General features: G+C 72.1%; 8 protein-coding genes. 5 read left to right on the forward strand and 3 right to left on the reverse strand.

Features of this window, described 5'->3' with window-relative positions:
• The first annotated feature begins 117 nt into the window (after positions 1–117).
• Entirely contained in the window at positions 118–2346 is a 2229-nt protein-coding gene (recD2, locus tag ACFQLX_RS18370) for an SF1B family DNA helicase RecD2 (protein ID WP_386416542.1), read from the forward strand.
• Between the two features lie 201 nt (positions 2347–2547).
• A complete protein-coding gene (locus ACFQLX_RS18375) occupies positions 2548–3837 on the forward strand; it encodes a citrate synthase (RefSeq protein ID WP_386416545.1) in 1290 nt (429 codons plus the stop codon).
• A gap of 521 nt (positions 3838–4358) precedes the next feature.
• Here the strand turns inward: ACFQLX_RS18375 and ACFQLX_RS18380 are convergent.
• The 3 genes from ACFQLX_RS18380 to ACFQLX_RS18390 form a co-directional block, all read right to left on the reverse strand.
• Positions 4359–6557 (reverse strand): heavy metal translocating P-type ATPase, encoded by a 2199-nt coding sequence (locus ACFQLX_RS18380; RefSeq protein WP_386416624.1) that lies wholly within the window; start codon positions 6555–6557, stop codon positions 4359–4361.
• 112 nt (positions 6558–6669) lie between these two features.
• Complete coding sequence (locus ACFQLX_RS18385) at positions 6670–6885, reverse strand: heavy-metal-associated domain-containing protein (protein WP_386416547.1); 216 nt, start codon at positions 6883–6885, stop codon at positions 6670–6672.
• A 197-nt stretch (positions 6886–7082) separates the two neighbouring features.
• On the reverse strand, positions 7083–7280 hold the full coding sequence (locus ACFQLX_RS18390; RefSeq protein ID WP_386416550.1) for a helix-turn-helix transcriptional regulator: 198 nt from the start codon (positions 7278–7280) through the stop codon (positions 7083–7085).
• 431 nt (positions 7281–7711) lie between these two features.
• Between ACFQLX_RS18390 and ACFQLX_RS18395 the strand changes: the two genes are divergently transcribed.
• From ACFQLX_RS18395 to ACFQLX_RS18405, 3 genes are all read left to right on the forward strand, one after another.
• The gene (locus ACFQLX_RS18395; RefSeq protein WP_386416551.1) at positions 7712–9205 is read left to right on the forward strand and encodes a CoA-acylating methylmalonate-semialdehyde dehydrogenase; all 1494 of its coding nucleotides are present in this window, start codon (positions 7712–7714) and stop codon (positions 9203–9205) included.
• A 225-nt stretch (positions 9206–9430) separates the two neighbouring features.
• A complete protein-coding gene (locus tag ACFQLX_RS18400) occupies positions 9431–10978 on the forward strand; it encodes a vWA domain-containing protein (protein ID WP_386416627.1) in 1548 nt (515 codons plus the stop codon).
• Positions 10979–11103: 125 nt separating this feature from the next.
• The gene (locus tag ACFQLX_RS18405; RefSeq protein ID WP_386416554.1) at positions 11104–12198 is read left to right on the forward strand and encodes a PucR family transcriptional regulator; all 1095 of its coding nucleotides are present in this window, start codon (positions 11104–11106) and stop codon (positions 12196–12198) included.
• Positions 12199–12335: the final 137 nt, after the last annotated feature.

Consider the following 12335-nt stretch of genomic DNA (forward strand, 5'->3'; position numbering starts at 1 on the left):
GGGCTTTCCCCCGCCGCGCTCCCGTACTGCCCCCGTACCGCTCCCGTACCGCCCCGTAAAAATCCAGCCCCCGCCCTTCCGGGCCGCACTGTCAGCCCCCTCCGCTACCGTCGAGCCATGCCGCAGCAGCCCGCGTCCGCCCAGCCGATCCGCCTCGCGGTGCTGGAGGGCGTCCTGGAGCGCATCACGTACGCCAACGAGGAGAGCGGCTACACCGTCGCCCGCGTCGACACCGGCCGCGGCGCCGGCGACCTGCTCACCGTCGTCGGCTCGCTGCTCGGCGCCCAGCCCGGCGAGTCGCTGCGCATGGAGGGCCGCTGGGGCTCCCACCCGCAGTACGGCAAGCAGTTCACGGTGGAGAACTACACGACCGTCCTGCCCGCCACCATCCAGGGCATCCGCCGCTATCTCGGCTCCGGCCTGATCAAGGGCATCGGCCCGCGCATCGCCGACCGCATCACCGAGCACTTCGGCGTCGAGACCCTCGACGTCATCGAGACCGACCCGGCCCGCCTGGTCGAGGTCCCGGGCCTGGGCCCCAAGCGCACCAAGCTGATCGGCGCCGCCTGGGAGGAGCAGAAGGCCATCAAGGAGGTCATGGTCTTCCTCCAGGGCGTCGGTGTCTCCACCTCCATCGCGGTGCGCATCTACAAGAAGTACGGCGACGCCTCCATCTCCGTCACGCGCAACGAGCCCTACCGCCTGGCCGCCGACGTCTGGGGCATCGGCTTCCTCACCGCCGACCGCATCGCCCAGGCCGTCGGCATTCCGCACGACAGCCCCCAGCGCGTCAAGGCCGGTCTGCAGTACGCCCTTTCGCAGGCCGGTGACCAGGGGCACTGCTACCTCCCCGAGGAGCGCCTCATCGCCGACGCGGTCAAGCTCCTCCAGGTCGACACGGGCCTGGTCATCGACTGCCTCGCCGAGCTGGCCGCCGAGGAGGGGGTCGTACGGGAGAGGGTGCCCGGCGCGGAGGGCGAGGAGATCACGGCCGTCTACCTGGTGCCCTTCCACCGCGCCGAGCGCTCCCTGGCCTCGCGCCTGCTGGCCCTGCTGCGCACCGGCGAGGACCGCCTCCCCGCCTTCCACGACGTCGACTGGGACAAGGCGCTGGCCTGGCTGCGTACGAGGACCGGCGCCGACCTCGCGCCCGAGCAGAGCCAGGCGGTGCGCCTGGCGCTGACCGAGAAGGTCGCGGTGCTCACCGGCGGCCCCGGCTGCGGGAAGTCCTTCACCGTGCGCTCGATCGTGGAGCTGGCCCGCGCCAAGGGCGCCGAGGTGCTGCTCGCCGCCCCCACCGGCCGCGCCGCCAAACGCCTGGCCGAGCTGACCGGCGCCGAGGCGTCCACCGTGCACCGGCTGCTGGAGCTGCGCCCCGGCGGCGACGCCGCGTACGACCAGGAGCGGCCCCTCCCCGTCGACCTGCTGGTGGTGGACGAGGCCTCGATGCTGGACCTCCTCCTGGCGAACAAGCTGGTCAAGGCCGTCCCGCCCGGCGCCCACCTGCTCCTGGTCGGCGACGTGGACCAGCTGCCCTCGGTCGGCGCCGGCGAGGTGCTGCGCGACCTGCTGGCCGAGCCGGGCCCCGTCCCCTCCGTGCGCCTCACCCGCATCTTCCGCCAGGCCCAGCAGTCCGGCGTCGTCACCAACGCGCACCGCATCAACGCCGGGCAGTCCCCGCTCACCGAGGGGCTGCCCGACTTCTTCCTCTTCCCCGAGGAGGACACCGAGGCGGCCGGCCGGCTCACCGTCGACGTGGCCGCGTACCGCATCCCGCGCCGCTTCGGCCTCGACCCGCGCCGCGACGTGCAGGTCCTGGCCCCCATGCACCGCGGCCCGGCGGGCGCGGGCACGCTCAACGGACTCCTCCAGCAGGCCGTCACCCCGGGCCGCGAGGGACTGGCGGAGAAGCGCTTCGGCGGCCGGACCTTCCGCGTCGGCGACAAGGTCACCCAGATCCGCAACAACTACGACAAGGGCGCCAACGGGGTCTTCAACGGCACGGTCGGCGTAGTGACCGCCCTCGATCTCGTCGAGCAGAAGCTGACCGTCCACACCGACGAGGACGAGGAGATCGGCTACGACTTCGACGAGCTGGACGAGCTGGCCCACGCCTACGCCGTCACCATCCACCGCTCCCAGGGCAGCGAGTACCCGGCGGTGGTGATCCCCGTCACCACCGGGGCCTGGATGATGCTCCAGCGAAACCTGCTCTACACCGCTGTGACCAGGGCGAAGAAGCTGGTCGTGCTGGTCGGCTCGCGCCGGGCCCTCGGCCAGGCAGTACGCACCGTTTCCGCAGGTCGCAGGGGTACGGCGCTGGCCCACCGGCTCCGGATCGGCTGAGCTTGTGTGTTCGGGCACCCCCGGGAGGAGATCCACGGCAGGATGGCCGACCGATGGCACGCAGTGCCTTATGTTGAGTCCCCGGCGACCCCGAGTGCACACATCCTGCCCTGATGGGGGAAGCTGGAAGGTAGTCAGGGCACAGGATGGACCTCTACTGCACCTCAAAGAAGAGGCACGATACGTCGGGTGAGGAAAGACGTGAGCGAGAACTCTGTAGTACTTCGGTACGGGGACGGCGAGTACAGCTACCCGATCGTCGACAGCACCGTCGGTGACAAGGGCTTCGACATCGGCAAGCTCCGTGCCCAGACCGGTCTGGTGACCCTGGACTCCGGCTACGGCAACACGGCGGCCTACAAGTCCGCCATCACCTACCTGGACGGCGAGCAGGGGATCCTGCGCTACCGCGGGTATCCCATCGAGCAGCTCGCCGAGCGCAGCTCCTTCCTCGAGGTCGCGTACCTGCTGATCAACGGCGAGCTGCCCACCGTGGACGAGCTGGCCGTCTTCCAGGGCGAGATCACCCACCACACGCTGCTCCACGAGGACGTCAAGCGCTTCTACGACGGCTTCCCGCGGGACGCGCACCCGATGGCGATGCTGTCCTCCGTGGTCAGCGCGCTGTCGACGTTCTACCAGGACAGCCACAACCCCTTCGACGAGGGCCAGCGCCACCTCTCCACGATCCGGCTGCTCGCCAAGCTGCCGACGATCGCGGCGTACGCCTACAAGAAGTCGATCGGCCACCCCGTGGTCTACCCGCGCAACGACCTCGGCTACGTCGAGAACTTCCTGCGCATGACCTTCTCCGTGCCCGCCGCGGAGTACGAGCTGGACCCGGTCGTCGTCTCGGCGCTGGACAAGCTGCTGATCCTGCACGCGGACCACGAGCAGAACTGCTCCACGTCCACCGTGCGCCTGGTCGGCTCCTCGCAGGCGAACCTCTTCGCCTCGATCTCCGCCGGCATCAGCGCCCTGTGGGGCCCCCTGCACGGCGGCGCCAACCAGTCGGTGCTGGAGATGCTGGAGGGCATCCAGGCCAACGGCGGCGACGTCACCTCCTTCATCAACAAGGTGAAGAACAAGGAGGACGGCGTCCGGCTGATGGGCTTCGGCCACCGGGTCTACAAGAGCTTCGACCCGCGCGCGAAGATCATCAAGGCGGCGGCGCACGATGTGCTCTCGGCGCTCGGCAAGGACGACGAGCTGCTCGACATCGCGCTCAAGCTGGAGGAGCACGCGCTCTCGGACGACTACTTCGTCCAGCGCAACCTCTACCCGAACGTCGACTTCTACACGGGTCTGATCTACCGGGCGATGGGCTTCCCGACCGAGATGTTCACGGTGCTCTTCGCGCTCGGCCGGCTGCCCGGCTGGATCGCCCAGTGGCACGAGATGATCAAGGAGCCCGGCTCCCGGATCGGCCGCCCCCGCCAGATCTACACCGGCGAGGTACTGCGGGACTTCGTCCCCGTCGAGCAGCGCTGACCGCGCGGCGCGGCCACTGAGGCCGCGGCCACTGAAGAGAGTGCCGAAGCGCCCCGGCCGATCCCCCCACGGGCCGGCCGGGGCGCTTTGACGTCCCGACCTGGACTCCCCCCACGGGGTCCAGGCCGGGTGTCTTTCCCACGGACGGGTTTCCGGACCACGGGAGGGCCGCTCAAAGCTCCCCGTGCCCAGACACCCGGACACCGTGCCGACTCCGCCGGGGGCCGACACTCACCCCCTTAGACCCACGACCCCGCGAAAGGGTTACCCCCCAATTCATGTGATCTGGATCACGCCCCGCACTCGGACGGTGACGGTCGGATCCGGGAGTGAGATCCAACCTCCAGCCCGCAGGCGCAGCCCGCTATCGGACCAGCCCGGCCGGCGTTTGAGGCCAGAGCTGCGAAGCAGCGATTCGGGGGGCCGGGGGCGTAGCCCCCGCAGCGCGGCGTGACGCACGACGACGGGGGCCGGGGTGTGAACCCCGACCCCCGTCAAACACCGGCGAGCAGCCCGCACCCTCAGTGGAACCCCCGCAGCCGAAGGCTGTTGAGCACCACGAACACCGAGGAGAACGCCATCGCCGCCCCGGCCAGCATCGGCGAGAGCAACCCCGCCGCGGCCAGCGGCAACGCCGCGACGTTGTACCCGAACGCCCAGAACAGATTCCCCTTGATCGTCCCCAGCGTCCGCCGCGCCAGCCGGATCGCCTCCGGCGCCGCCAGCAGGTCACCCCGTACGAGCGTGATGTCCGCCGCCTCGATCGCCGCGTCCGTGCCCGTACCCATCGCCATCCCGAGATCCGCCGTCGCCAGCGCCGCCGCGTCGTTGACCCCGTCGCCGACCATGGCGACGACCCGCCCCCGCGCCTGAAGCTCCCGCACCACCGCCACCTTGTCCTGCGGCAGCACCTCGGCGTGCACCTCCTCGATGCCCACCGCGTCGGCGACCGCCCGCGCCGCCGTCTCGTTGTCCCCGGTGAGCAGCACCGGCGTCAGCCCCAGCGCCCGCAGCCGCTCGACGGCCTCGCGGCTGGTGTCCTTGACGGCGTCGGCCACCGCCAGCACCCCGCGCGCCTCACCGTCCCAGGCCACCGCGACGGCCGTACGACCCTGCGCCTCGGCCTCGCTCTTCGCCCGCGCCAGCCCCGCCGGCAGTGGGACCGCCCACGCGTCGAGCAGCTTCTCCCGCCCGACGACCACCGCGTGCCCGTCCACGACGCCCTGCACCCCCAGCCCCGCCACGTTCTCGAAGCCCTCCGGTACGGGCAGCTCGCCCACCCGCTCGATCGCGCCGTCCGCGACGGCCCGCGCGACCGGGTGCTCCGAGGCGTGCTCCAGCGCGCCGGCCAGCCGCAGCAGCTGCTCCGGGTCCACTCCGGGGGCGGCGACCACGTCCTGGAGCGTCATGCGCCCCGTGGTCACCGTGCCGGTCTTGTCCAGGACGACGGTGTCCGCCCGGCGGGTGGACTCCAGCACCTCCGGCCCGCGGATCAGGATGCCGAGCTGGGCCCCGCGCCCCGTACCCACCAGCAGCGCGGTCGGCGTGGCCAGCCCCAGCGCGCAGGGGCAGGCGATGATGAGCACGGCCACCGCCGCGGTGAAGGCGGCGGCCGCCCCCGCGCCGCTGCCCAGCCAGAAGCCGAGGGTGCCCAGGGCCAGGGCGATGACGATGGGCACGAAGACCCCGGAGATCCGGTCGGCGAGGCGCTGGACCTCGGCCTTGCCGTTCTGCGCGTCCTCCACCAGCCGTGCCATCCGCGCGAGTTGGGTGTCCCCGCCGACGCGCACGGCCTCGACCACCAGCCGCCCGGAGGCGTTGACGGTCGCGCCGGTGACGCTGTCGCCGGGCGCCACGTCGACCGGCACGGACTCGCCGGTGAGCATCGAGGCGTCCACGGCGGAGGTCCCCTCGACCACCACCCCGTCGGTCGCGACCTTCTCCCCGGGCCGCACCACGAAGCGCGCCCCGACCTGGAGTTGACCGACGGGGATACGGACCTCGCGCCCCTCCCGCAGCACGGTGACGTCCTTCGCCCCCAGCTCCAGCAGCGCCCGCAGCGCGGCACCGGCCTTGCGCTTGGAACGCTGCTCCAGATACCGCCCGAGCAGGAGGAACGCCGTGACGCCGGCCGCCGCCTCCAGATAGATCTGCGAACTGCCCTCGCCGCGCGAGACGGTGAGGTCGAAGCCGTGCCGCATCCCGGGAACGCCCGCCTCGCCGAGGAAGAGCGCCCACAGCGACCAGCCCAGGGCGGCCAGTGTCCCTATGGACACCAGGGTGTCCATGGTGGCGGCGCCGTGGCGGGCGTTGGTCCAGGCGGCCTTGTGGAACTGCCAGCCGCCCCAGACCACGGTCGGCGCGGCGAGCATCAGCGAGAACCACTGCCAGTACTCGAACTGCCAGGCCAGCACCATGGCGAGCACGATCACGGGTGCGGCGAGCGCGGCGGTGACCAGCAGCCGGAAGCGCAGGGCGGCGAGCGGGGAGTCCTTGCCGTCCTCCCCGCCCTCCGACGCCTTCTCCTTCTCCTCCTCCGGCGGCGCGGGCAGGGCCGCCGTGTAACCGGTCTTCTCGACGGTGGCGATGAGCTCGCCGACCGCCACGCCCTCCTCGAAGGCCACCTTCGCCTTCTCGGTCGCGTAGTTGACCGTCGCGCTCACCCCCGCCATGCGGTTGAGTTTCTTCTCGATCCGCGAGGCGCAGGAGGCGCAGGTCATCCCGCCGATCTCGAGTTCGACCTGCTGGGCCGCCGCGGCGGTGGACGGGCTGGACACGGTGCCTCCTTCATGGGGCTTCGGTACGGAACAACGGCCTTGCGGCGAGCGGAGGTCAGGCGAGGCCCACGAGCTCGTAACCGGCCTCGTCGACGGCGGCGCGGACGGCCGCCTCGTCGAGCGGGGCCTCGGAGGTCACGGTGAGCTCGCCGGTGGCGGCCACGGCCTTGACGTCGCTGACGCCCGGGAGCTCGGTGACCTCGGCGGTGATGCTGCCCTCGCAGTGACCGCAGCTCATGCCCTTGACCTGGTAGACGGTGGTGACGCTCATGGTCGGCTCCTTCGATGAGAGGGGCGGATCGCTTCCGCCGTGGAGAACACTATACCCCCAGGGGGTATTCCGCAAAGCCTCTGGAGCCCCACTGGAGCCGTGTCGCGCCACCGGCCCGGAGCGGGCGCCGAAAAGCCGACCGCCCCGGACGGGGGTCCGGGGCGGTGTCGGGATGTCAGCGACGGTCGGGTCCCAGTTCAGCCCCAGCGCCCCCGGTTGCTGGGGCGCTGGGCCACCCACCTGCGGACCGTCTCGGCGTACCAGAGCGGCTTGCCGTGCTCCACGGTGTCCGGCGGCGGCATCAGCCCGTGCTTGCGGTAGGTGCGCACGGTCTCCGTCTGCACGCCGATGTACGCCGCGATATCCCGGTACGACCACAGCCTTCGGTCAGCCACGAGTACCTCCTGCCTGAATGAGCTGCCTGAATGACCTGCCAGGGCGGCCTGCCTGAACGGCCCGCCCGAATGACCGGCAGCCTGTCCCGGCCAACGACGGTCCCCGGCCGGAGGCAGGGCCTGTCGAGCGTCTGTGACACCGAACCCGCGTAACGGTGACAACTGTTACGGGTGGGGCGCACGGGGGAGGAGGGGCAGCGCGGTGCGCACCGGCGCGGGGGAGCGCGTCCCGGCGGCGGGCGTCGTTGACACGCCCCGGGCCGGGGACTAGACCGGGACGGTGCCGGTGTGCGGCGCCCCCGCTCGTGGTGTCGCGTAGCCATGCCGACCCACCGCACACGTATCCGTTGCCCATGGGCCCCTATACAGAGGAATTCGTAGGCGGATATGGTGTGCGACGACGGATTCCGCAGTGAGAGGTTCGATCGTAGATGAAGAGCATCGGTCATTGGATCGGCGGCAAGGCCGTGGAGGGGACCTCCGGACGCCGGGGCCCCGTCTTCAACCCCGCCACCGGGGCGCAGGCGGCCCAGGTGGACCTCGCCTCGGTCGGCGAGGTGGACGCCGCCGTCGCCGCGGCCCAGGCGGCGTACGCGAGCTGGGGCAGGTCCTCCCTGGTCAAGCGCACCTCCGTCCTCTTCCGCTACCGCGAGCTGCTCGTCGCCCACCGCGACGAGATCGCCGCGCTGATCACGGCCGAGCACGGCAAGGTGCACAGCGACGCGCTGGGCGAGGTCGCCCGCGGACTGGAGATCGTCGAGGTCGCCTGCGGTATCCCGCAGCTCCTCAAGGGCGAGCTGTCCACCGAGGTCTCCACCCGGATCGACGTGGCCTCGATCCGCCGCCCGGTGGGTGTGGTGGCCGGCATCACGCCGTTCAACTTCCCGGCGATGGTGCCGATGTGGATGTTCCCCCTCGCCATCGCCTGCGGCAACACCTTCGTGCTCAAGCCCAGCGAGAAGGACCCCTCCACGGCGATGCGCCTGGCGGAGCTGCTCGCCGAGGCGGGGCTGCCCGACGGCGTGTTCAACGTCGTCAACGGCGACAAGACGGCCGTCGACCGGCTGCTCGACCACCCGGACGTCAAGGCCGTCTCCTTCGTCGGCTCCACGCCCATCGCGCGCTACGTGCACAGCCGCGGCATCGAGCACGGCAAGCGGGTGCAGGCGCTGGGCGGCGCCAAGAACCACATGCTGGTCCTGCCGGACGCCGACCTGGACGCCGCCGCCGACGCGGCCGTCTCCGCCGCCTTCGGCTCGGCCGGCGAGCGCTGCATGGCGATCTCCGCGCTGGTCGCCGTCGGGGGCATCGCGGACGAGCTGGTGGCGAAGATCCGCGAGCGCGCCGAGAAGATCACGATCGGCCCCGGCGACGACCCGGCCTCCGAGATGGGCCCGCTGATCACCCGCGAGCACCGCGACAAGGTCGCCGGCTACGTGGGCGGCGCCCGCGAGCAGGGCGCCGAGGTGGTCCTGGACGGCACCGGCTTCACGGTGAAGGGCATGGAGGACGGCCACTGGCTCGGCCTGACCCTGCTCGACCGCGTGACGCCCGCGATGGACGCCTACCGCGACGAGATCTTCGGCCCGGTCCTGTGCGTGGTGCGCGCCGATTCCTACGAGGAGGGCGTCGAGCTGATCAACAGCTCGGCCTGGGGCAACGGCACCGCGATCTTCACCCGCGACGGCGGCGCGGCCCGCCGCTTCGAGCTGGAGGTCGAGGTCGGCATGGTCGGCGTCAACGTGCCGATCCCGGTGCCGGTGGGCTTCCACTCCTTCGGCGGCTGGAAGGACTCCCTCTTCGGCGACCACCACATCTACGGCGCCGAGGGCGTGCGCTTCTATACTCGCGGCAAGGTGGTCACCACCCGCTGGCCCGACCCCGCAGACGCGGGCGTCAACCTGGGCTTCCCGACCTCAAGTTGAGAGCCGGCAGGTAGAACACCCCCTGAACGACCCCGTCCGCGCCGCCGCGCGGGCGGGGTCTCGCGCATCCCCGTAACACCCCGTTGCCGCACCGAGATCGATCCGCAACCCCCCAGGCGGATCCCCGCGCCCCACTCGCCCGTCACACCACCGCAAGCGCGAGACCGGAAGTGAAGGACGAAGGGGGAGAGCGACGTGCGGACGTACCGGAGGATCGCCGGAGCGATGGTGGCCGGAGCACTACTGCTGAGCGGCTGCGGAGCCGGCGCGGGAGGCGCCGACGACAAGAGCGGAAAAGCCAAGCCCAGCCTCCAACAGAAGGACGGAAGCGGCCAGTTGCCGCCAGGCGCCGAGAAGGCGCACCAGGACGTCCCCACCGACCCCGACTCAGGCACCGACTACACCCGGGACGAACGCCTGTCCGTCCCCGCCGACCTGGTCTCCACCTTCGCCCTGGACGTGGACACCGCCTCCTACCAGTACGCCCGCCGCACCCTGGCCGACGGCCGGCTGCCGGAGCCGGGGACGGTCCGCCCCGAGGAGTTCGTCAACAGCTTCCGGCAGGACTACCCCCGCCCCGAGGGCGACGGCTTCACGGTGACCACCGACGGGGCCACCCCCTTCGGCGAGAGCGAGTGGACGCTGATGCGCGTGGGCCTCGCCACCCGGGGCGCCACCAACGCCTACGGCGCCGACCGCCGCGCACCGGCCGCGCTCACCTTCGTGGTGGACATCTCCGGCTCCATGGCGGAGCCGGGCCGCCTGGACCTCGTACGGGAAGCCCTGCGGCTCACCACCCGCCACCTGCGGGCCGACGACTCGATGGCCATCGTCACCTTCAGCGACGAGGCCCGCACGGTACTGCCGATGACGCGCCTGACCGCCGGCGGCAGAGAAGAGATCAGAGCCGCCATCGAGCAACTGGAGCCCACCGACAGCACGAACCTCGCGGCCGGCGTCGAGACCGGCTACGCCGAGGCCGTCGAGTCCCGCCGCACCGGCGCCACCAACCGCGTCGTGCTGCTCTCCGACGCCCTGGCCAACACCGGCGAGACCGACGCCGACGCCATCCTGGAGCGCATCGGGTCCGCCCGCCGCGACCACGGCATCACCCTCTTCGGCGTGGGCGTCGGCAGCGACTACGGGGACGAGCTGATGGAGCGCCTGACCAACCGGGGCGACGGCCACACCTCCTACGTCTCCGACCTCGACCAGGCCCGCCGCGTCTTCGTCGAGCAGCTCCCGCGCAACATCACCCTGCGCGCCCGCGACGCCAAGGCCCAGGTCCGCTTCGACCCGGCCACGGTGCGGGACTACCGGCTGATCGGCTACGAGAACCGCGCGGTCGCCGACGAGGACTTCCGCAACGACCGCGTGGACGGCGGCGAGGTCGGCCCCGGCCACACGGTCACCGCGCTCTACGCCGTCAACCTGAGCCCCGGAGCGCAGGGCCACGTGGCGACCGCGACCGTCCGCTGGCTGGACCCCCGCACCCGCGCCCCCCACGAGAACTCCAGCGACATCGAGGCGGCCTCCCTGCGCGGCCCGCTCTGGGGCGGCGGCAACCCGCGCCTGGAACTCACCGCCATCGCAGCCCACTTCGCCCACGCCCTGCGCGGCGCCTCGGACCTGTCCTCCGCCACCCAGCTGCCCGGCGCACTCCCGCTCCCGGAACTGGCGGCACGGGCCGAGAAGCTGGCCGCACGCCTGGAGGACCCCCAGGTCCGCGAACTGGCGACGGCGATCGACCAGGCAGCGGACCTGAGGGGCTGAGCCGGGCGAAGATCCGTACGCCCGTTCCCCTCCCGGGGCGCCCCCCGTAGGCTGGCGCCACGACGTCCAGGAACCGGCAGGCAGCAGGCCCGCCCATGACCTGGTTCCGGCCAAGGGGGACGGGCATGGCGGGGCAGTGGACCGGATACCTGGGCGACTACGGCAAGCTGCTGGCCGAGGTCTCCGAGACCGGCCGGCTGCCCCGCCGCCCCGAACTGGACGCCCTGCGCGAGACCGGCGAACAGGCGGCGGAGGAGGGCTGCGGCCTGCGCGAACTGATCGGCGTCTTCCTGGCCGAGACGCGCCGCTGCTGGCCGGAACTGCCCGGCGTGGCGCGGTCGGCCACCGCCGACCGCGTCCGTACCGGCGACGCGGTGCTGGCGGCCGTGGAGGCGGCGGTGGCGGCGCTGGGCGAGGGCCACGAACGGGCCCAGCGCCTGGCGGTGCGCCAACAGGAGGCGGAGCGCCGGGAGTTCATCGACGACCTGCTCTACGGCCGCAGCGACCCCGGCCGCCTGGCCGAACGCGCCACCCGCTTCGGCCTGCGCCTGGGCAGGGCCCACGCGGTGGCTGTTGCCGAAGGGGAGGGCTTCGACGACGTACACCCCCTGCTGCGCCGCATCGAGCGCGAACTGCTGGGCCGCTTCGGCGACCGCGAGATCCTGCTGACGACCAAGGAGGGCCGCCTGATCTGCGTGGCGGCCGGCAGCGAGGAAGCGGTCCTCACGGCCTTCGCCACCGTGGCGCTCAACCCCGGCGCCGGCTACCACCCGGCGCACCGCGTCGCCCTGGGCCGGGGCCACGCGGGCCCCACCGGGGTCGTCCGCAGCTACGAGGAGGCCCTGGCGGCACTCACCACAGCCGCCCGCCTGGCCCTGGAGGGCCCCGTCCTGCGCGCGGCCGAACTCCTGGTCTTCCCGGTCCTGATGCGCGACCGCGAGGCGATGGCGGACCTGGTACGCACCGTCCTGGGTCCCCTGACCACCGCACGGGGCGGCGCGGAACCCCTGGTGGAAACCCTCCGCGTCTACGCGGACGCGGGCTACGTCAACGCGGAGGCGGCCCGCCGCCTGGGCCTGTCGGTCCGTACCCTGAGCTACCGCCTGGACCGCATCAAAGCCCTGACGGGCTACAGCCCGACCGACCCCCTCCACCGCTTCACCCTGGAAACGGCATCCCTGGGCGCCCGCCTCCTAACCTGGCCCGCCCGCCCCCTCTGACGAAACCCATCACAGAAGAAGCCCCCGAGCGCACCCGCACCCGGCCTACCCAAGGGAGGGGCCCGGAGCGACGACTCCGAAAAGACGTACCGCAACGCAGGCCCCCGACAGAGCAGCAAATCGACCGATGGCAAGTA

This window comes from Streptomyces polyrhachis (assembly GCF_042663125.1).
In the GTDB taxonomy this organism is placed as follows: Bacteria; Actinomycetota; Actinomycetes; order Streptomycetales; family Streptomycetaceae; genus Streptomyces; species Streptomyces polyrhachii.